This is a genomic window from Ilumatobacter sp. (assembly GCF_041688325.1).
GTDB lineage: Bacteria > Actinomycetota > Acidimicrobiia > Acidimicrobiales > Ilumatobacteraceae > Ilumatobacter_A.
In genome coordinates this window covers 15,715-36,398 of record NZ_JBDNIJ010000098.1, presented here as the reverse complement: position 1 = coordinate 36,398, position 20,684 = coordinate 15,715, and the positions used below count along the sequence as shown (strand labels likewise).

The 20,684-nt window shown below is 63.0% G+C and carries 20 protein-coding genes and 1 tRNA gene; 13 read left to right on the top strand and 8 right to left on the bottom strand.

Annotation, left to right across the window (positions count from 1 at the left end; translation table 11 throughout):
• Position 1 precedes the first annotated feature (1 nt).
• Both ACH2EI_RS06430 and rlmN read left to right on the top strand, forming a co-directional pair.
• Positions 2 to 1,825 (top strand): M3 family oligoendopeptidase, encoded by a 1,824-nt coding sequence (locus tag ACH2EI_RS06430; protein ID WP_395155395.1) that lies wholly within the window; start codon positions 2 to 4, stop codon positions 1,823 to 1,825.
• A gap of 84 nt (positions 1,826 to 1,909) precedes the next feature.
• Positions 1,910 to 2,971 carry a 23S rRNA (adenine(2503)-C(2))-methyltransferase RlmN gene (gene rlmN, locus ACH2EI_RS06425; RefSeq protein ID WP_395155396.1) on the top strand — a complete coding sequence of 354 codons (1,062 nt, stop codon included), beginning with the start codon at positions 1,910 to 1,912 and terminating at the stop codon, positions 2,969 to 2,971.
• Between the two features lie 5 nt (positions 2,972 to 2,976).
• Here rlmN and ACH2EI_RS06420 read toward each other — a convergent pair whose 3' ends face one another.
• From ACH2EI_RS06420 to ACH2EI_RS06410, 3 genes are read right to left on the bottom strand one after another with little or no spacing between them, the layout of a single operon-like run.
• Entirely contained in the window at positions 2,977 to 3,324 is a 348-nt protein-coding gene (locus ACH2EI_RS06420; protein WP_395155397.1) for a DUF6285 domain-containing protein, read from the bottom strand.
• Positions 3,321 to 4,265: a phosphotransferase family protein gene (locus ACH2EI_RS06415; protein WP_395155398.1), complete on the bottom strand. Its 945-nt coding sequence runs from the start codon at positions 4,263 to 4,265 to the stop codon at positions 3,321 to 3,323. The genes ACH2EI_RS06420 and ACH2EI_RS06415 overlap by 4 nt, the downstream gene beginning before the upstream one ends.
• Before the next feature lie 18 nt (positions 4,266 to 4,283).
• Positions 4,284 to 5,675 carry a peptidoglycan DD-metalloendopeptidase family protein gene (locus tag ACH2EI_RS06410; protein ID WP_395155399.1) on the bottom strand — a complete coding sequence of 464 codons (1,392 nt, stop codon included), beginning with the start codon at positions 5,673 to 5,675 and terminating at the stop codon, positions 4,284 to 4,286.
• A gap of 35 nt (positions 5,676 to 5,710) precedes the next feature.
• Between ACH2EI_RS06410 and ACH2EI_RS06405 the strand changes: the two genes are divergently transcribed.
• The gene (locus ACH2EI_RS06405) at positions 5,711 to 5,962 is read left to right on the top strand and encodes a hypothetical protein (protein WP_395155400.1); all 252 of its coding nucleotides are present in this window, start codon (positions 5,711 to 5,713) and stop codon (positions 5,960 to 5,962) included.
• Here ACH2EI_RS06405 and ACH2EI_RS06400 read toward each other — a convergent pair.
• Positions 5,940 to 6,398 carry an SRPBCC family protein gene (locus tag ACH2EI_RS06400; RefSeq protein ID WP_395155401.1) on the bottom strand — a complete coding sequence of 153 codons (459 nt, stop codon included), beginning with the start codon at positions 6,396 to 6,398 and terminating at the stop codon, positions 5,940 to 5,942. The genes ACH2EI_RS06405 and ACH2EI_RS06400 overlap by 23 nt on opposite strands.
• Entirely contained in the window at positions 6,398 to 6,949 is a 552-nt protein-coding gene (locus tag ACH2EI_RS06395; RefSeq protein WP_395155402.1) for a hypothetical protein, read from the bottom strand. Before ACH2EI_RS06395 ends, ACH2EI_RS06400 begins: the two co-directional genes overlap by 1 nt.
• A gap of 294 nt (positions 6,950 to 7,243) precedes the next feature.
• Between ACH2EI_RS06395 and ACH2EI_RS06390 the strand changes: the two genes are divergently transcribed.
• From ACH2EI_RS06390 to ACH2EI_RS06350, 9 genes are all read left to right on the top strand, one after another.
• The gene (locus ACH2EI_RS06390) at positions 7,244 to 10,180 is read left to right on the top strand and encodes a Tn3 family transposase (protein ID WP_395155403.1); all 2,937 of its coding nucleotides are present in this window, start codon (positions 7,244 to 7,246) and stop codon (positions 10,178 to 10,180) included.
• A 78-nt stretch (positions 10,181 to 10,258) separates the two neighbouring features.
• The gene (locus ACH2EI_RS06385; protein ID WP_395155404.1) at positions 10,259 to 10,786 is read left to right on the top strand and encodes an RNA polymerase sigma factor; all 528 of its coding nucleotides are present in this window, start codon (positions 10,259 to 10,261) and stop codon (positions 10,784 to 10,786) included.
• On the top strand, positions 10,783 to 11,475 hold the full coding sequence (locus tag ACH2EI_RS06380; protein WP_395155405.1) for a hypothetical protein: 693 nt from the start codon (positions 10,783 to 10,785) through the stop codon (positions 11,473 to 11,475). Before ACH2EI_RS06385 ends, ACH2EI_RS06380 begins: the two co-directional genes overlap by 4 nt.
• Before the next feature lie 50 nt (positions 11,476 to 11,525).
• Positions 11,526 to 12,047 (top strand): hypothetical protein, encoded by a 522-nt coding sequence (locus tag ACH2EI_RS06375; protein ID WP_395155406.1) that lies wholly within the window; start codon positions 11,526 to 11,528, stop codon positions 12,045 to 12,047.
• 585 nt (positions 12,048 to 12,632) lie between these two features.
• Positions 12,633 to 13,016: a peptidase inhibitor family I36 protein gene (locus tag ACH2EI_RS06370; RefSeq protein WP_395155407.1), complete on the top strand. Its 384-nt coding sequence runs from the start codon at positions 12,633 to 12,635 to the stop codon at positions 13,014 to 13,016.
• Between the two features lie 71 nt (positions 13,017 to 13,087).
• On the top strand, positions 13,088 to 13,978 hold the full coding sequence (locus tag ACH2EI_RS06365) for a hypothetical protein (protein ID WP_395159485.1): 891 nt from the start codon (positions 13,088 to 13,090) through the stop codon (positions 13,976 to 13,978).
• The gene (locus ACH2EI_RS06360; protein ID WP_395155410.1) at positions 13,975 to 14,721 is read left to right on the top strand and encodes an ATP-binding cassette domain-containing protein; all 747 of its coding nucleotides are present in this window, start codon (positions 13,975 to 13,977) and stop codon (positions 14,719 to 14,721) included. The genes ACH2EI_RS06365 and ACH2EI_RS06360 overlap by 4 nt, the downstream gene beginning before the upstream one ends.
• Positions 14,718 to 16,931, top strand: a complete 2,214-nt coding sequence (locus tag ACH2EI_RS06355; RefSeq protein ID WP_395155411.1) for an FtsX-like permease family protein — start codon at positions 14,718 to 14,720, stop codon at positions 16,929 to 16,931. Before ACH2EI_RS06360 ends, ACH2EI_RS06355 begins: the two co-directional genes overlap by 4 nt.
• Positions 16,932 to 17,252: 321 nt before the next feature.
• The gene (locus tag ACH2EI_RS06350; RefSeq protein WP_395155412.1) at positions 17,253 to 17,831 is read left to right on the top strand and encodes a recombinase family protein; all 579 of its coding nucleotides are present in this window, start codon (positions 17,253 to 17,255) and stop codon (positions 17,829 to 17,831) included.
• A 395-nt stretch (positions 17,832 to 18,226) separates the two neighbouring features.
• Here the strand turns inward: ACH2EI_RS06350 and ACH2EI_RS06345 are convergent.
• From ACH2EI_RS06345 to ACH2EI_RS06335, 3 genes are all read right to left on the bottom strand, one after another.
• Positions 18,227 to 18,299, bottom strand: a tRNA-Val gene (locus ACH2EI_RS06345).
• 52 nt (positions 18,300 to 18,351) lie between these two features.
• Positions 18,352 to 18,978, bottom strand: a complete 627-nt coding sequence (locus ACH2EI_RS06340; RefSeq protein ID WP_395155413.1) for a J domain-containing protein — start codon at positions 18,976 to 18,978, stop codon at positions 18,352 to 18,354.
• A gap of 64 nt (positions 18,979 to 19,042) precedes the next feature.
• Positions 19,043 to 19,489, bottom strand: a complete 447-nt coding sequence (locus tag ACH2EI_RS06335; protein WP_395155414.1) for an Lrp/AsnC family transcriptional regulator — start codon at positions 19,487 to 19,489, stop codon at positions 19,043 to 19,045.
• 63 nt (positions 19,490 to 19,552) lie between these two features.
• Here ACH2EI_RS06335 and ald point away from each other — a divergent pair, with 63 nt between their 5' ends.
• On the top strand, positions 19,553 to 20,677 hold the full coding sequence (gene ald / locus ACH2EI_RS06330; protein WP_395155415.1) for an alanine dehydrogenase: 1,125 nt from the start codon (positions 19,553 to 19,555) through the stop codon (positions 20,675 to 20,677).
• Positions 20,678 to 20,684: the final 7 nt, after the last annotated feature.

Below are 20,684 nucleotides of genomic sequence, written 5' to 3'. Positions count from 1 at the left end.
CATGACGATCACCGAACCAGCCGATTCGCTTCCACGTTGGAGTGTTGCCGATGTTCACGAGTCATTCGGCTCCCGCTCGTTCAGCGATGCGAAAGAACGATCGACCGCTGACGTCGAGCGGCTGATCGCGCTGTTCGACGAACTTTGCATTCGTTCAACCGACCAGCGCACGCTCACGGACACTGACGGGGCGGCTGCCGATCAGGCGATCAGCGAATTCAATCGCGTCAGTGACGACCTCGACCTGCTCGACGCCTACGTGTACGCCACGGTCTCGACCGACTCTCGCAACGCACAGGCGCAGTCATTGATGAGCGAGATCGACGTGGTCGGTGCGTCAATGCGTCCGCTGCTTGCTCGGCTTTGCGAGTGGGTCAAGTCGCTTGGCGCCGACGAACTCGCTGTCGTGTCCACCGAGGCACGCGACCACATCGGCCCACTCAGCCGCTTCGCCGAACGCGCCACCCATCAGATGTCCGAAACCGAAGAGCATCTCTACGCCGAGTTGTCGACGACTGGGTCTGGTGCGTGGGGGCGTCTGCAGAGCGACGTCACGTCGCAGTTGACCACCGAGGTCGCTCTGCCGGATGGCCCGACAACGTTGCCGATGCCTGCTGTGCGCGGCCTCGCGACCGATGCCGATCCCGCAGTACGTCAGGCTGCCTACGACGCCGAGCTCGTTGCATGGCCGACCGTCGAAGTCCCCGTCGCCGCTGCAATGAACGCGATCAAGGGCGAGGCAAACGTCGTCAATCGCCGTCGAAATTGGATGTCACCGCTCGATGCGTCACTCTTCGGGAATAGCGTCAGCACCGCCACATTCGAAGCCATGCAATCGGCAGTGACAACCTCGCTCCCCGACTTCCGTCGATGGATGCGGGTCAAGGCCCAGTTGCACGGCCACGCCCCGGAGCGCGGACTTCCATGGTGGGATCTCGTCGCACCGCTCCCAATGGCCGCAGGCGCCATCTCGTGGGACGAAGGCCTCGCCATCGTCCGCAACGCCTTCGGCGAATTCAGCCCCGACCTCGGGGGCCTTGTCGACCGCGCCGTCAACGAGCAATGGATCGACGCCGAGCCACGTGATGGCAAACAGGGTGGCGCGTTCTGTATGCCGTTCGGAGGCGATCGCTCACTCGTGATGTTGAACTGGTCAGGGTCTGCTGAATCCGCCCAGACCACGGCCCACGAACTCGGGCACGCCTATCACAACACCACGCTGGCTGGCCGAACGGCATTACAGCGACGCCTCCCGATGGCACTGGCTGAGACAGCGAGCATCTTCTGCGAAACGCTCGTCATCGAAGCCGGGCTCGCACGCCTCGACGGAGACGAACGGCTCGCGCTTCTCGACATCGACCTGCAGGGCACCAACCAGGTCGTGGTCGACATTCATTCGCGTTTCCTCTTCGAAACCGAGGTCTTCGCCCGTCGCCAGCGTCGCACGCTGAGCCCCGGCGAGCTCTCTGAGATGATGACCGAAGCGCAGCTTGCGGCCTACGGAGACGGCATCGATCAGTCGACGGCGCATCCCTACATGTGGCTCCTCAAGCCGCACTACTACGGCTCGCACTACTACAACTGGCCCTACACGTACGGCCTGCTGTTCGGCCTGGGGCTCTTTGCTCGCTACCAGGACGATCCCGAGCGCTTCCGCGCCGGGTACGACACGTTGCTGTCGCGTGCCGGCATGGACACCGCCGAGGAACTCGGCCAGGCGTTCGGCCTCGACGTGACCGACGCAGCGTTCTGGACCGCCAGTCTCGACGTCGTCCGCACCCGTATCGCTGACTATGAACGGCTTGCCGTTCCACATATCGGCTGACGTCATCTGATTTCATCTGTTCGGGACCGAGAGGTTCGATCCCGTCGGAGAGAACGGGACACCGTGCGCGGGTAGCGTGGCGGAGTGGCTGCGCCGACTCGATACGACGTGACCCGAGACGAACTTGCTGAGCGCCTCGATGGCGAGCCTCGATACCGCCTCGACCAACTGTGGGAGGGGCTCTACACGCAGCTGGCTGACCCGGTCGACATCACAAACCTGCCCAAGAAGCTACGCGAGCGTCTCGACCGAGAGCTTCCCACTGCGCTCACACTGGTGACCGAATCGGTCGACGAAACCGGCGACACCGTGAAGTTTCTCTGGGAACTCGACGGCGGCAGTCGCGTCGAGACCGTACTGATGTTGTACGCAGACCGGGCTACCGTCTGCGTCAGCAGCCAGGCAGGGTGTGCCATGGCGTGCGGATTCTGTGCCACCGGTCAGGCCGGGTTCACTCGGCATCTCACCGTTGGCGAGATCGTCGAGCAGGTCGTGCGAGCCGCGCAGCGAGCCAAGCAGGTCGACCGGCGAGTGAGCAACATCGTGTTCATGGGCATGGGCGAGCCAATGGCCAACCTCGTACCTGTGTGGAAGTCCGTCGAACGTATTCACGGTGACATCGGCCTCTCAGCTCGCCACATCACGATCTCGACGGTTGGGCTGATCCCGGGCATCCGCGCGCTGAAGGATCTTCCCCTGCCAGTCAACCTCGCGGTCTCACTGCACGCCGCGAACGACGAACTGCGGACCGAAATGGTCCCCATCAACAAGCGCTACCCCATCGACGATCTCATCAGCGCCTGCAACGACTACCTCCAGGTGAAGAACCGTCGCGTCAGCTTCGAATGGGCAATGATCGACGGGGTCAATGACCGAACCAGCGATGCTCGCGAGCTGGCCGCGCTGTGTCGTCGGATGCAGCCGCACGCTCACGTGAACCTCATCCCGTTGAACCCGACACCTGGCTACCCCACAAAGGGGACTCCGCTCAAAAGGGTCTACGCATTCCGCGATGCACTCGAAGACTTCGGCGCCAACGCAACGGTTCGACAGAACCGCGGCACCGACATTGACGCAGCCTGCGGTCAGTTGGCAGCGGGCCAGCCAGTTGTCGACAAGCCGGTCCGCATTACCGTCAAGCCCTGAGCTGCTCAGCTCTCGAGGTATTTCGGGTTCGCCACCCGCAGCTTGTCGACTACCGAGTCGAGGAGGGCTGCACGCAGCACGTCCGGCTCAACAGCAACGGCTTCGGACCTAATCGCTGCTGCCAGTTCAGCATCAGATTCGACACCGAGCAACATGAGTCGAGCCGCGTGATCAGCGACATGTTGGTCACCCAGGCTGAGCTCGCGTTCGACCATTGCCAAGACGTTGACAGCGACGCGGGTGTGGAACTTCAGACGTCCATCGGTCGCCGTCAGAACGTCTCGCTCGAGCCACTCTCGAACTGCCTCAACCAGTTCGGCTGCGCTCGGTGCGTCATGCGGGGTGGTACTCACCAGCGACCCTCCAGCATCGTGAGGAGGTCGAACTCGTTTTCGCACACTCGCCGTCCGATCGCAGCGAGCTCATGGCTCCTGGCTGCACCCGACAGGTGTGCGTTGGCTTGCAGGATGCACATGATCCCCCACTTCCACGTGCCGAGGACTTCCCACCAAAACACGGCCTCCTGATCGACAGCGCCGCCGCCTACAGCTTCGTAGGCAGCGAACAGGTCAGATCGAGCGCCAATGCCCGCCACAGGTGGGGCGCCACCGAATCGCCAGGCCTTGACACAGAGCCAACCGAGGTCTTCGTTCGGGTCGCCCAGGTGTGCGAGCTCCCAGTCGATCACCGCCCGCATCCCGTTGTCGTCGACAATGAGGTTGCCCAGGCGGAAGTCGCCGTGCACGATGGTCGTACGGGACCGTTCGGGGCGGTTCGCGATCAGCCAGTTACGGACAAGTTCGAAGGTCGGGTGCGGCTGGCCAAGGCCGTCGAGTACCTCGGTGTAGAACGCGACTTGATCGGTGTCGGTAAGGCCGTCGACCGCTGACGGGTCAAGCTGATGAACCCTGGCGAGCGCTCCGCCGCAGTCGGCCGCAAACCGTGCTCGGGCACCAGCAAACTGGTCATCGCGTTGAATCTTTCGGGCGATCGTCTCACCGTCGATCGCCTCCACGATCATGAAGGCGCTGCCATCAGACCGCCGACGTGCCACGTGGACTTCAGGCACCGGGACACCACCCGTGTGCGCTGCGCCGACCACCGCTGCTTCGACAAGCATGTCGCGGATATCACCGGTGCGCTGCAGTTGCGTGACCCGAGGTACCCCGTCGGCAGCAAATCGCCACGTCTCGCGCGATGCTCCTCCCGAGAGCCGAGTCAGGTCGGTGACAGTTGCACCATCGAGTGCGGAGCTGAGGAGTGAGGCCAACGCCTGGACTTCCGGACTCGCCATAGTGACGAGAATGTCAGATCAGCATCCAGCGATGCGCATCGAAGGGTACGGGTTCACCGCAAGGCCGCCTCCGGGGTGGATCTCGAAGTGAAGATGCGGCGTGCTGAACCGAGCGTTACCAGTGTCGCCGTTGTAGCCGATGATCTCGCCCTGGAACACGGGTCGACTCGAGCCGTCGTAGCTGTCGAGGTGCCCGTAGTAGTAGCGGGTGCCGTTGTCGCCAACGAGTGACACAGCGTTGCCGCCGAGAGTGTTGGATTTGAAAGTGGCGAAGCCGCTGGCGACGGCATAGATCGGAACGCCACGCGGCGCGATCATGTCGACGCCCTCGTGCTTGCGACCGCCAGAGCGTGGCGCACCCCACGTGTCACCGTACGCCGAGCCGGGCATCGGGCAGATGATCGCATCGATGTAACCGGCCCCGGTTTCGACCGGACGCGGATTACTGCCGCTCCCGCCGGTTCCGGTTCGGCCACCGCTCGTACCGCCAGAGGCGCCTTCGTTTGTGAGCACAGCCGTGGTCGGCGGAGCGGTTTCAACCGGTGTGGTGTCGATAGCTGGCCCGGCTGCGACATCGGCCCCATTGGAAGCCTCGCCAAGCGTTGTCGGTGGCGCCTCGATGGTCGTGGTCGGGGCGGGGAGCCCGGCACCCGGATCAGGAATCGCACGTGCTGCTGCCTCGGCTTCGCGGCGGGCCTGCTCTTCAAGGCCGGCCCGTTCTTCTGCGCGCTGCGCGGCGAGGGCGCGTTGAACTGCTTCGTCTTCGAGGCGTCCTTTTTCGATCGTGCGGAGTCGGGCGACTTCGTCCTCGGCCTGTCTTTGCAGCCGGGTAAACACGACCTTCTGCACTTCGATGTCGCGTTTGTGTTCGCCGAGTTCGACTTCGTTGGCGACCAGTTCCTTTTGCGCGATGTCGTACCGGTCGAGGATGTCGCTCCCCGTATTGGTCAGCACGTCGACAAAGACCTCAGCCTGAACCTGATCCTGAGGTGCCTGGATGCCGGTCAAGAGAGGGATACCCGTGACACCACTGTTCACGAATCGCGCGACGGCTACGGACTCGACATTGCGACGCAGCAGATCGACAGCGGCTTGCAACCGCTCTCCTTCTAACTCAAGTCCGATCAATTCATCTACGAGAACTTCGAGGTCGGACTCAGCCTGGAAATAGGCGTCAGCAGCCGCATTGGCCTGCTCACGTGCTGCCTGGATCTCTCGGGCAGCCTGCTCGGCATCGGTCTCGTCGGCGTTGGCCGTGGCAGAGATCGGGACAAACGATGCAAAGCAGATGAACGCCAGGCCCAAGCATGCCGCCAGACGTCGACGTACTGGTGGAACAGCACCGTTGCGACGCAACGCCAGAGCAACCAAAATGGCGCGGACGGCCCGAACGGCTCGGGCAGGGCTCATACTGTCCGAAAGTGTAGTTGACATTGCGGTGTTGGTTGCAACCATCTCAAGCGGGTAGTGATGAGCATCATGGGAACGTCCTCGGCGAACGACTCGGGCAAGTCGACATTCGTGTACTGCGCCAGCGGGTCGGATATGCCGCAGCCGACCTCGCCGATCAGCTCCGGCGAAAACTCACGGCACTCGATGTGGTGATGACGGCAGCGTCACTCAGCGAGTGTTTCGGCCTCTCCCTCGAACTCGAACGTCGGCACGACGGTCGGTTCAACGCGTGGGCGAGCCAGTGACCAGTTGACTGAGGGTTTCGCTCCCCCGTCTGACTTCGTCATCGAGCACTCGGCCGAGCACCGCTCCGGTCCAGAGGCCGCCGCCATAGTTCAGCTCCATCGTGAGGCCGGTCTGGCCCTCCGGCGCCGGATCGATCGTGGCGCGCAGCTCCCAGACCGAGTGTGATCGCTCGTCGAGTTCCGAGCGCTCAAACGTGACGCGATGCGGAACATCATGTTCAGTGCGCACCATCCGGAGTCGCTTCGAGCGGGCAAACGGTCCGACCTGAGCACGCAGCTCGACATCCCAGGCCAGTGCCTCGTCAGACCCACCGCTGGTGTCCGGCGTGACGCCGTGCACCATTCGCATCCACTCTGGATAACGCGCGAGGTCCTCGACCCATGAAAACATCTCGTCCGGGGTGCATGCCGCGACGAGGCTGCGACGAATCTCCATCAACTGTCGCCCGGGGACTCCCGTGGCCGGCCAGCTCCCCGGAACGCACGGGCGAGCAACGGGCTCCTCGCCGACAGCAGACCACCAAGGTCGTCAGCGGTGTCAAAGTTGGGTGTCCACACCTGGGGCTCGTCTGCGACGTCCGGATCGGCCGCCGGAGCGGTGACGTCGGCTGGCGCATCGGTAACCAGATCGCCTTCCGTCTCGCGTTCCTTCTCGCCTTCCGTCGGAGGATCGGGTGCTAGTTCGACGCCAAGCTCGAGCTGTTCGACTTCCCGGGTGTCGTTGCCATGTGAGCGACGGACTCGCGAACGCGGCTGCTCGACCGGAGCTGGCGGTCGGAACAGGTGCAAGTCGGGGTCGCGCAGATCGTCAAGGGTCCAGCTGCCCGGCACAACCATTGAGTCGGCATGACGCTGGCAGAGCACGCCGCCGTCAGAGGATGCAGCGTCGTCGAGCCGATCAAGCCAGAACACCAAGTCTTCGGCGCGCATCCCATAGGCGACAGATGCACGCTCGGAACACCCGGGGCGTTCGCACAGTCGTTCCATCCCAATTGACCATAGCTCCGGGCTGCCTCACGCTGAGGGTTTTGCAACCAGGTTCTGCAATCGCGTCAGTGAATTGCCACCTTCCGGTAAAATTAGCTCTGAGCGAGGTCGACGAGGGGTGTCATTAACGAACGTGTCACCAGGGGCCAAAATCTGAGCCGCCTGTTGTGTCGGATAGTTCGGTAACGCGTCGAGGCTGTCCGGACACTCTTCGGTAGGCGGCGAAACAGGTTGGCGCGTATTGGGCGTGTTGATGTTGGTGTTGCGTCGGCCTGGAGAGGTTCGGCAGTAGCGATGCGTGAGGTGAGCGATCCGCTTGATCTGATCAAGGAGTGGACGGTGCGCGACGACGATGTCGAGTTCGTGTCGGGTTCGCACGAGCGTCGTCGGCTGGGTCTATTGCTGTTGCTCAAGTTCTTCGAGATCCACGCCAGATTCCCCTCAAACCTCGAAGAGGTGCCAGATGGTGTCGTTGACTTCGTGGCCCGTCAGGCGGCGCTGGATGCAATGTCGTTGGAGAGCTACGAGTGGGATGGCCGCACGATTAAGCGTGACCGCGCGCAGGTCAGGGACTTTCTGGGGTTTCGTGAGTGCACGGTGGCCGAGGCCGACTTGTTGGTCGAGTGGTTGGTCGGCAATGTTGCAGCTTCTGAGCGATCGTTCGACCGGGTGAAGGCTGCGCTGGTTGGTCGGTGCCGCTCGGAGCGGATCGAGTTGCCTGCGTCGGGTCGACTCGATCGGATGGTGCGGTCTGCGTTGAGCCAGGCCGAAGATGCAGCTATCGCCACGGTGGCGAGGCTGGTTCCTGACAATGTTGCCGAGCGGTTGCATGCCCTCGTCGACGACGACATTGACGATTCGAGCGGCGAGTTGTCAACGTTGGGCTGGCTGAAGTCGACGCCGGGCAACGTGAGTTTGGAAACGATGCTGGTTGAGATCGACAAGCTCCGCCGTGTCCGGGAGATCGGCTTGCCGGCTGGTGTGCTGGATTCGGTGCCGTCGGCTCTGCTGGTGGAGTGGCGGCGCACTGTGGGGGTCGAATCGCCATCGCACCTTCGTCGCCGAACAGCCGAGTCCCGAGTCGCATTGTTGGGGACTCTGCTGCAGGCCCGTGAGCGAGAGTTGACCGACACCTTGGTCGATCTGTTCATTGCGACCGTGCACCGGATCAACGCCCGCGCGGACCGCAAGGTGACCAAGGAGTTGGTCGAGGCGTTCAAGCGGGTGACCGGCAAGGAAAACCTGCTATTCGCGATTGCTACCGCTGCGGTTGATGCTCCTGATGAGCCGGTGCGCGATGTCATCTTCCCGGCGGTGAAGGGCGGCGAGGTGACGTTGCGCGAGTTGGTGTACGAGTTCAAGTCGAAGGGCCCGGTGTACGCCCAGACGGTGCGTGCGACGTTGCGGGCGTCGTACACGAACCACTACCGGCGCGGTCTGATCGAGTTGTTGGATGTGTTGGAGTTCGACAGCAACAACTCGATGCACCGCCCGGTCATCGACGCTCTCGAGTTGGTGAAGACGTTCAAGGACAGCCGGGTCCGGTTCTTTCCCGACGACGCCGAGGTCCCGGTTCATCGAGGGATCGTGGGGAACTGGGCGTCACTGGTCTTCAACAACGATCTGCCCGAGCGGCGTGTGGTGCGCACTGTGTATGAGATCTGCACGTTCCAAGCGTTGCGCGAACAGTTGCGCTGCAAAGAGGTGTGGGTGCATGGTGCGGATCGGTGGCGCAACCCCGACGACGATCTCCCGGCTGACTTCGACGAACGTCGCGTCGAGCACTACACCGCGCTGCGCCAACCGCTGGACGCGACCGAGTTCATCGACACGCTCAAAGCGGAGATGGACGCTGCTCTGTCGGCGTTGAACGACGACATCGCCGGATGCGACTGGATCGACATCGCGGATCGTGGCAAGCAGGGCCCGATCAAGTTGAGCCCACTCGACGCAGTCACCGAACCGTCGAGTTTGCGGGCCCTCAAGGCCGACGTCGGGCGTCGGTGGGGCACGATCCCGATGATCGACATGCTTAAAGAAGCCGTGCTGCGCTCGGGTTGTCTCGACCAGATCACCTCAACTGCGTCCCGCGATGGGATCTCACCGGACACGCTCGTGGAGCGGCTGTTGTTGGTGATCTACGCATACGGCACCAACACCGGCATCGCAGCGATCGCTGGCGGCGAGCACGGCCACAGCGACAACGACTTGCGCTACGTGCGGCGCCGCTATCTGACCAACGACATCGCCCAAGCGATCGCCGTCGAGATCGCCAACGCAACCTTCGCTGCTCGTGACCCCGAGGTGTGGGGCGCGGGGTCCTCGGTGGTGGCCTCGGACTCGACGCACTTCCGGGCGTTCGACCAAAACATCTTCACCGAGTGGCACGCCCGCTACGGCGGCCGAGGAGTGCTGATCTACTGGCACGTCGAACGCAAGTCGATGGCCATCCACTCCCAGCTGATCTCGTGTTCCGCTTCCGAGGTCGCCGCGATGATCGAGGGCGCAATCCGCCACAGCACCGACATGGCCGTCGAAGGCAACTACGTCGACTCCCACGGCCAGACCGAGATCGGGTTCGGCATCACCCGCCTCCTCGGGTTCGATCTGTTGCCCAGGATCAAGCGAATCAACCACGTCAAGCTGTACCGGCCCGGCCCGAAACGGCCCGGCGACTACTCCAACATCGCTGATGCGATGAGCCGGCCAATCCAATGGGGCCAAATCGCTGAGCAGTACGACCAGATGATCCGCTACGCCACCGCGATCCGCACTGGCACCGCATCGACCGAAGCCATCCTGCGCCGGTTCATGCGTTCCAACGCGCAGCACCCGACGTATCAGGCAATGATCGAGACGGGTCGAGCACAGAAGACAGTGTTCGTCGCCCGCTACCTCCGGGACCGTCAACTGCAGCGCTCCGTCAACGACGGGCTCCACGTCGTCGAATCCTGGAACCGCGGCAACTCGGTGTTCTTCTACGGCAAAGGCGGCGACATCGCCTCGAACCGCCGCGACGAACAAGAACTCTCGGTGCTGTGCCTACGGATCCTGCAGACCTCGCTCGTCTACATCAACACGCTCCTCATCCAAGACACCCTCGCCGACGATCGCTGGTCACGGCGTCTCACCGACGCCGACCGACGCGGACTCACACCGCTGTTCTGGTCCCACGTCGCCCCCTACGGCGAAGTCCGCCTCAACATGGCACGCCGACTGGACATCACATGACCGGAGCAGATCACGCCGCGTCGAAAAGAAATCTTCGATGTCGCGTAACGCGGACGCCGATGGTGGACACTCGCAGTTGTGAGACGAGTTCGGAGCCTGGAATACCAGTTCGACACGTTCTTCAACGCGCACGTCCACGACGTGCGCCGCTACACCGCGACCTTCGTCAAAGACGAGCGAGTCGATGACGTCGTACAACGCACATTCATCACCGCTTGGGAACGCTTCGCCGACATCCCCGACGGCTCCGAACGCATCTGGCTGCTCGGCGTCGTGCGCAATCACGCCCGCAACACCTGGCGCAGCGAACGCCGCGCCGACGCCCTCGCAGCCGCGATCGAGCACGCACGACCCGAGGTGTCAGTCGAACTCACCCGCAACGGCTACGACCCCACCGAGATCGCCCCGCTCATGGACGTGCTGCGAGATCTCAACGAAACGGACTGCGAACTCATGGTCCTGTCCGGCTGGTTCGAAATGACCCCCACCGAGATCGGCGAGCTGTTCGATAAGCCCGCCAACACCATCCGCCAGCAACTGTTCCGGGCACGAAAGATCGTCCACGAACGATTCGACGACCTCGTCGAAGCAGGGGAACTGCAATGAAGCCCACCGACCCCATCGAACTGTTCAACCAGCTCGAACCACCAGCGCCCAACGATGCGGCCGACCGCAACGCCGCCATCCTCGCGGCCGTCCACCAGCACGCCCGCACCAGTAGGACGAAGCGGGCACGGAACCCGTGGATCGTCGGCGGCAGCGCCGTAGCTGTTGTGCTCGCGACAGCAGCGTTCGCTCTGGTGTGGACCGCCTCGGTTTCGGATCCGACAGCAGTCTCGTGTTACGAAACCGTCGACCTCAACGGCGACCTGGTCGGCCTCGCCGCAAGCGACGACCCCGTCGCTGCCTGTCGTCAACTCTGGCTCGACGGAACCCTCGGTACCGGCGACGTGCCCCCGCTCACCGCATGCGTCAACGAAGCCGGCGCAGCGGCAGTGATCCCGGCCGAAGCCGCAGCATGCAACCGGCTCGGACTTGCAGAACTCGAAGCCGGGCTCACCGACGACCAACAAGCAATCATCGAGATCAACGAAACGCTCATCGACCTGTTTGGCAACGAATGCTTCGACCAGAACGCCGCAATCGCGGCAGCCCAAGAACAACTCAACGAGGCCGGCCTCGACGACTGGACCGTGGACGCACCCGAACCATTCGACCCGGCAACGCCCTGCGCCATTCCGGGCATCGACAACGACAACCGTCGCATCTTCGTGATCGGCGCCAGCGAGCGCTGACCATTTGCTCGGCCGCAACCCCGCCGCCGACCGAACAGAAAGAAACCGCCATGATCAAGTTTCTCACCACCGCGCTCGTCCTCACCGCAACGACACTCGGACTTGCCACCACCACACACGCCAACCAGGCACAACCGCAGCCGGCGTCGAACACCGTCGCCAACTTCGAAGGCGCCACCTTCAACATGGCCGACGGATGGGGCGCAGCGACCGCATGCCACGTCACCGACAGCGCCACCACCTGCTACCGCAGCGAAGCTGCAATGGACCGCGCCCTGAACGAGAACGCCCCCTCAAGTCGTGCTGCGAACTGCTCGTCATCGCTGCGCCTCTACGACGGCACCAACAAGACCGGCGCCGTCATCAGCCTCTCGACACGCCAATCCGTGATCTCGCTGTCGGCCTACGGGTTCGACAACCGCACCAGTAGCTACCGCGTTGGTGCTTGCTCGGCAAGTCTCTACAACGGCCTCGGCACCAGCAAGTACAGCGGCAACACCTCAGCCGGCGCGTCCGCCAACTCAATGGCATCGGGCTGGAACAACGTCATCTCCTCGGTGGCGATTGCCTGAGATGCAGCTCGCCAGTACGCAAACAACGTTTACAACAATGTCATCGACCTCAGAACATCAAACCGGGGCCTCCGCCAACGACCGCACCCCGGCGCAACGAGCGCAGTGGGCGCTGCGGCGAGCGTGCAACGGATGGCGAAAGGACCGCCAGTGCCGAGCCGCAGGCGGTGCCCGACTCGAAGCACCGCACCCCGGATGCGTCCGAGCCCAAGAGGAACACGACCATCTTCTGAGCAACAGCGACGGCAGCGACTGAACTCGGCAACCAACAGGTCTCCACGACCTAACCGATCGAGTCTTCAACGAATCTCGAGTTTCTTCGGGACTCGCGTAACGCAAAGCGGCCAGCAGGACACTCCTCTATACGCAGCGAAAGGAGCACCTCGACAAGAAGTGCAGCTGCGAGTGAAGAAGCAAAAACCATGAGGACCATTCCTCAGACTCGGGGTCGGACGTCACTCACGACACTCTTCCGACTGACACCTTGAACCGATTCGTAGCGCACCCGCCCACGACACCGTCGGATCCCGAGGAATCGAATCATCAGCCGCCGCATCCCGCTGCACTTCTCGAAAGGTGTACATCATGAAACTCAACAAGGTCATCCTCGCCTCGGCACTCAGCCTGACCGCAGTTCCCGCAATCGCAGCCGTGGCGCCCAGCGTGGCGTCGGCAGCATGCGACTACCGAGAGATCTGCTTCTACCAGGACGACAACGGAGGCGGAGGGGTTTACGAGACCCAGTCCCGGGCGCAGTCCCACTCGAACCTCTACGGCAGCAACGGATACGCCGTGCGCAACAACGTCGACTCGGTTCGCAACCGTGACAGCAGCTGCGACATCAAGGTCGTCGACGACCGAGGCATCAACCCCGACGACGTCGACACTGTCCCCAACGACGGTCTGCTGAAGAACCTCAAGTCGTCGGTCGACAACGAAAACGACCGCCACGAGAAGGGTTCCTGCTGACCGACTCGTCGCACTCGTGCCGGGCGCTACGGCGCCCGGCACTGCCGCGTCCGCTGCCTCATTTCGACATCATGAATCGCTTCTCGTTCTCCCTTCTCGCGGTCTCAGTTCTCGCGCTCGCCGCATGTAGCGGGCAAGCCGACGAAGACCGCTCCGAACCGGTTCTCGGCCTCGAAACCGGAATCGTTGACCTCCGAATCGCAACGCTCGACGCCCGCAATGACTGCGTTCGTTTGTCGGGCTATCCACAAATGATGCACGCTCAAGCCATGCGTCCGAGCGAAGAACACGCCCGTCGTGGAATGGTCTACTGGAACCCGCTTGAATCCGGTCCGATGACCACCAGCTACGCCGAGCAGTACGGCCTGGTCGGCGTCGTGACTGCGTTCGAAGAACCCGTACCAGGCGACGTCATCAGCACCGACGCCGACTTCGATCGCACGATTCAGGCGTGCGATGAGCAACTGAACACAGCAATCGGAGAAGACGTCACCGCCGGTTTCGCAGAGTGGACCGAGTTCAGCGACTCTGTGCGCGACGAGTTCCTCGGTCTCGCAGTCGTGGATGCTGGAGACCTCATCGCCGAACAAGAATCGTGCTTCGCGAAGGCGGTCGGCCTGCCCGCCGACGATGTCGACTTCTCGTCGGCTCTCGAGCAACTGGCGATCACCGAAGGACCAACTGTGACACCGGATTCGACCGTGGCTGTATACGAGGGCATCGAAGTCGTCGAGCGGCCCCGCTCGGTGTACCAGCCAAGCGAAGACGAGATCGAAGTTGCGAGAGCATTCGCCCAGTGCAGTACCGAGATCGACTTCGTGGACCGCCTCGAAGAACTTCAAGAACCCATTCGTGCCACCGTGCTCGAAACACACGGCCAAGAAATCGGTCAATTCGCTCAATGGTCCAACACGACCCGCGAACAGCTCGACGGCTACACGCCGACCGCGGTGACAACATGACACTGACCGCAATCGACCCCTCTAGATGGACTGGCATGCCGATCGCTCCAAGTTCCGACACAACATCGATGAACGTTCTCGACGCAGACTCACTGAGCGTCTCGTTCGACGACGCTCCAGTCCTTCACGACGCTTCACTGCTGTTGCGAGCGGGAACGTCCGTCTCAGTTGTCGGTTCGTCCGGATCTGGCAAGTCGACTCTGCTGCACTGCCTTGCTGGCCTGCGGTTGCCTACCTCCGGCTCGGTGAGTTTCGACGGGCAAGACATCGTCCAGCTCAGTGATCGCGAGCGCAGCGCAATTCGGCTTGCCAAGATGGGCATCGTCTTCCAGTTCGGTGAACTCGTTCCCGAACTCTCGATACTCGAAAACGTTGCGCTGCCTGCGTGGCTCACCGGCGAATCCCGACGCTCGGCCAACAGCGCCGCCCTGACGCTCCTACAGGCATTCGGAATCGAGCACACCGCCGATCGGCATCCGGGCAGAGTGTCGGGTGGCGAACGTCAGCGGGCCGCAGTTGCTCGAGCCATCGTCCATCAGCCCGCCGTCGTGTTCGCCGACGAACCCACCGGCTCGCTCGACTCCGACAACGCCGACCGAGTAATCGACACACTGCTCGACGAGACCAGACAACGAGGCGTCGCACTCGTCCTCGTCACTCACGAACGACGCCTCGCCGAACGCGCGGACGTGGTCGTCACCATGCGAGACGGGCGCATCACCACACACGGTTCACAGCCATGAAGCTCATTGCTCTCGGCCTGAGGGTTCTCCTCGGCACTGGACGCGACAGTGCCTTGAGGCTGATGTTGATGGCGGCAGGCGCTTGCGTCGGTGCTGTTGCCCTTCTCGCGCTCGCGAGCATTCCCAACGTCTACCAGGCGCAGAGCGACGTACTCGGAAGGCAACAACTCGTCGTTGACGAAGCCGCCAGCGCTCCGCCCCTCCGAGCGGCGCTCGTCGACGAAAGCGTCGGCGGTCGCCCGCTCACCCGCATTGCTCTCGCCGTCCTCGACGACACCGCCGCTCCACCGGCATGGATCGATCGATACCCGGCCGACGGCGAGATGGTCGTATCTCCAGCATTCGCTGACCTCATCAGCAGCGACGCATCGCTCAAGGCCCGGTACCCGCAAACCCAGATTCAACAGATCGATGAGAACTTCACCATCGCACCCGACCAGCTCTACGTCATCGTGGGCGTCTCTGCTGAACACGTCCCCGAGAACACTCGCGGCGTGGTTGGAGCACTCGGATTCGGACCCGACGCAGCGACCCTCAGCGGCCCGAACTTCAGCGCAGTACGACTCATCGCAGCAGGAGCAGCGATTTTCGTGCTGCTCCCCACCCTGCTCCTGCTCGCCACCACAGCGCGACTGTCCGCTCGCACCCGCCGAGACCGGCTCGCAGCTCTCCGCCTGATCGGCCTCTCGACATCTCAGACCAGAATTGTTGCGACGACTGAGATCGCCGTGGTGACAACCGTTGGCGCTCTCGCCGGCGCCGCAGCCTGGGCGGCGCTGCGCGGCGTTTCGCAACGTGTCGGAATCGGGGACTTGCGATGGTTCGCCCGAGACATCACCGTCACGCCGACCGTCGCCGCCGCCGTCCTTGCCGTCTTGGTCGCCGGATCGCTCATCAGCGCCCACACTTCCATCAGCGGTTCCATCAGCTCACCACTAGCCGAACGCCAACCCGCCCCGCCAAACAACCTTCAACGCCGTCGACTCCTGCCACTTGGAACCGGGGTCGCCCTGCTTCTGGTGGCCGTGGCGTGGACCAGCCCGAGCAATCAAACCATCTGGTACATCGTCTTCGTAGCCGGCAACATTCTCACCGCAATCGGAATCGTCGTCGCAATGCCCGCCATCGCCACCATCACCGGAACAGTGCTGCGACGAACTGTCCGACAACCGTGGACCACCCTCGCAGCGCGCCGAATGACCTTCGATCCGTACTCGATCTCCCGAATAGCGACCGGCCTCCTCGTCGTCGTCCTCGTCGCAGGCGTCGGCCAAAGCCTCATCCTCGTCCTCGACTGGGCAATTAACAACACCGACCCCGCCGTCGAAGCCGCCATCGACACCCAAGTCATCACCGTCGACAACGCACCACTCACTACCAGCGCCATGAGCAATGTTCGAGCCGTCGACAACGCCATCGGCCTCACACGCATCCCCACCTCCAACGGAGATACCGCCGCCGCAGTCGTCGCCACATGCGAACAACTCCAAGCGCTCGTCAACAACTTCGGAGACACCTGCGACGCTAATGCGGCTCAACCGCTCTCGATTGGTGGCAACTTCGTCGAGTTCCAGATTCCCGACACCACACTCGGCCAGCCACTCGAAGCAACACTCCAACGAGCTGACGGGTCAGTATCGGCCGTCGGCGACCTACGCATCGGCCCTGAACTGCTTTCCCCCGACAGTCCGCTCCCACGCGAGTGGTACCTCACCATGCCCATCGACGCCGACACCGCAGCCGTCGCCGACCAGATCATCGCAGCCGCTCCAGCCGCAGACGTCGACACCGGCGACACCTACGAGAGAGGCCGGCTCGCAGCGACATACCGAACCCTCGTGACCGTTGCAACCGGTTTCGCCCTCATCGTCGGCGCCTTTGCAGTCGCCGTATCACTCGTCGACCGAACCATCGAACGCCGGCGAACAGCGTCAGAACTCCTCGCGCTCGGCGTGCCCGGGCGCATACTGCGACTCACCGAAGCACTCTGGGTCGCAGCACCCCTCGTGGTCGGCCTCACCATGGCCACAATCGCCACCACCCTCGCCGGGACGGCCTACGCACGCTTCGGAGACGCAACACTCCGACTGCCCGCGAGCGACATCGCCCTCATCATCGGCCTCGGACTCGTCGGAACCGCCATGGCCGTTGTCGCAGCAATCGTCGCTACCCCAACAACCACCAGACTCGACAGGACAGGAATCCGATGAGCACCGACCGGCGGCCATCAGACAGGCCGGACAGCGACCCGCACATCCAATCGCTCCTTCGAACGCTGCAAGCACTCACACCCCCAGCGCCTCTCTTCAAGGACCTCACCCGGACCGACCAATGCTTCAAGTCTCATCGTCCGGCAACCGCAGCCTCCTGTAGGACCTGGTTCCCTACGCCAGACCGCGACCGATAGAGGATCCTCAAACGGACACCCGACAATCACGTCGCCCCTGGTCCTCGACCAGGGGCGATGCCGTCTCACATAGCTGGTACGCAAAGATTCTCAGTGATCGGTGGCTATCCGTTACAGTTCGGCGATGACAGGCACCCTGATCGGATACGCCAGGTGCTCGATCGACAAGCAGGACCTCACTGCCCAGCGCAACGCACTTGAAGCGCTCGGCGTGAAGCCAGACCGGATCTACCTCGACCACGGCCTCACCGGCACCAACCGCGAACGGCCTGGCCTCGAGAAGGCAATCGCCGCCGTCCGCAGCGGTGACACACTCGTGGTCCCGAAACTTGACCGGCTCGCACGGTCCGTCCCTGACGCCCGGGCGATCGGCGACGAACTCGCCGCTCAAGGCGTGGTGCTATCTCTCGGTGGCCAAATACACGACCCGAACGACCCGATGGGCAAGATGTTCTTCAACATCCTCGCCACCTTCGCCGAGTTCGAAGTCGACCTCCTCCGCATGCGCACCCGCGAAGGCATGGCCGTCGCAAGAGCGAAGGGCCGACTGAAGGGTCGGCAACCGAAGCTCTCGACGAAGCAGCAGGCCGAACTCCGTCGCATGCACGATGCCGGCGACCACAGCATCACTGATCTCGCCGAGGTCTTCTCGATCTCCCGGCCGACCGTCTACCGGACACTCCAACGAACGGCTCCGAGCTGACCTCAGCCCAGTTTGGCCCCTGGTGACACGTTCGTTAACGACACCCCGACGAGCGCCGCACATGCACCCTTGGAGGGTTCTACATAATGTCTTCGTTCACTTTCCGACGTTGCGTCGGCGCCCGTGCAATCCCATCCTCGGTTGACAGGCCCGAAGGCGACGCTGTGGCGTCAAGCCAATTGAGCGCCAATAGCTACGACGCCCAACGCAAGTCCGCCCCAGCGAGCTGGTTCAGAAACGATCCTCTCTTGACCGGCGCAAGTTCCGTGTCAAACTGGTCCGTTGAGCGCAATGCAGCCAGTTCGCTACGGACCTGCCGCAACAACGTTCTGACTTGAGCCGAAAACGACGAAAGCCCCAATCCGAGCGTGCGCTCTGACCAGGACTTTCACGGGTGGGCGATACAGGCATCGATCCTGTGACCTCCTCGGTGTGAACGAGGCGCTCTACCATCTGAGCTAATCGCCCGTGCGGGGCACAAAGCTAGCAGCGCTCGGCGCTTGCAACACCCCTGTTTCGGTCAGCCCTGACTCACGGGATCAGGAAGTTCCACACACGCAACGCCCATTCCGAGGCGGTCGCGATGTCGCACGGTACGGCCAGGACACGATGCGTCGAAGGTCGGGTTGAACGCACGCACGACCAAGTCCTCGATTCCGGTGCACGCAATTTCTCTGGCGTCGCCGTTTTCCAGGATCTGCACACAATCGCCGTTGCGTAGAATGCCATCGGGCGGTCGCGGGCCGGCCGGCTGACCGAACTGAGCCAGGACGACGATCGCGACAATGGCAATGAAACTGAACACCAGCAATGATCGCCACGGGATACGGGCCGGTCGGGCGTAGACGTCGCCACCAATGTTCCATCGTTCGGCTGTCTCCGGCTCGAAGCCGGGAGCCGACATCGACCGCGGCGTACCGGCTTGCACGCCGCTGAGCGAGCGGTCGTACATGGCACGGCGGCCAGAGTCGTTGAGTATTCGGTAGGCCTCGTTGATCGCCGGCATGTTCGTCGAACCAGCAGCCGAACTGTGCGCCGTACGGTCGGGATGGTGGTCACGGGCAAGGCTGCGATACGCAGTTCGGATCGTGGCCGCGTCTGCCGTGGAGTGAACTCCCAGCACGTCGTAGTGAGTTCTGCTTGCCACCGAAGGCGACGATAACGGCGAAAGTGGACTGCTCGGTTACTGACAACCGCAAGGTTGTGCTCGATCAGTCGAGGATCGTGCGCAGGACCAACTGCGATTCGGTGCGCGCCACCACTTCATCGGCTCGAACCCATCGAATGAACGCGTCGAGACCGGGCGCCCCGGCGCATTCGACGATGATCTTGTAGTCGGCCGAGCCGGTCACGTAGGCCGCGAACACGACTTCGTCACGAGCGGCGATGCGCTGCTCGAAGGCATCCGCGCCATCACCGGGAACCAGGCTGACGTCGACGATCGCCTGGACTGTGCGACCGAGCGCGGCTGCGTTGATCCGGGCCTCGTAGCCCGTGATCACACCTTGCTGCTCAAGTCGCTTGACCCGATCGGCGACCGACGTTGGCGCGAGATGCACGCGATCCCCGAGCTCGCGCCAGCTGATTCGTGCGTCGTGACGAATCTCGCCAAGGATACGAGTGTCGATGGCATCCAGGGCTGAGGTTTGCTCGTCCATTCGGCCATTATTCCAGATAAACGCGCCGTAAACGAGTGTGACAATTGGCGCACCATGAAGCCCATGACTGCACCAGTAATCAAGACCGTTGGCGTGCCGACCGAAGTGAAGGCCGCCGAACACCGCGTGGCCCTCACGCCCGACGGCGTCCGCGAGCTCGATGCGCGCGGCATCCAGGTGTTCATCCAAGCCGGAGCCGGCGTCGGCGCGTCGATTATGGATGAGGACTACATCGCTGCTGGCGCCACGATCGTGCCAACTGCTGCCGATGCCTGGGCACAGGAAATGGTCGTCAAGGTCAAGGAGCCCAAGGCTGAGGAGTTCCAGTACCTGCGTGAGGATCTGACGCTCTTCACCTACCTGCACCTTGCCGCGTACCCTGCCGTCGCCGAGGCACTGCTTGCTGCCAAGACCACAAGCGTTGCTTACGAGACCGTGCAGCTGACCGACGGGTCACTCCCCCTTCTTGCTCCGATGAGCGAAGTCGCTGGCCGTCTCGCACCGCAGATGGGTGCGCACTTCCTCGAGCGACACAAGGGCGGACGCGGCGTCCTGATGGGCGGAGTTCCCGGCGTCAGCCCCGCCAAGGTCGTCGTGCTCGGCGCCGGCAACGTCGGCTGGAGCTCGGCTGTGATCGCAGCTGGCATGGAAGCCGAAGTCACCGTGCTCGACAAAAACCTTGAGCGCCTGCGGTACGTCGACCAAATCCACAAGGGTCGCATCTCGACGCTCGCGTCGAACCAGGGATCGATCGAGCGGACCGTCATGGAGGCCGATCTCGTTATCGGTGCCGTACTCGTTGCAGGTGGCCGTGCCCCAATCGTCGTGAGCGAGGACCTCGTCAGGCAGATGAAGCAGCGTGCCGTCATCGTCGACGTTGCCGTCGACCAGGGCGGCTGCATCGCCACCACTCGCGAAACCACCCACGACGAGCCGGTCTTCGAGCTGCATGGTGTCGTGCACTACGCCGTCGGCAACATGCCGGGTGCTGTGCCGCACACGAGCACCTACGCGCTCACCAATGCAACACTCCCCTTCCAGCTGCAGGTTGCACTCAGCGGGGCCGTCGGCGCCGCCCGGCTGAACCCGGCTCTGGCACACGGACTGAACACCGTCAACGGCGTGTACACCAATGAGATCGTCGCGGCGGCCCTCGACGCTACGTCGGTCAGCCCATTTGAAGCCTAAGCAGGAC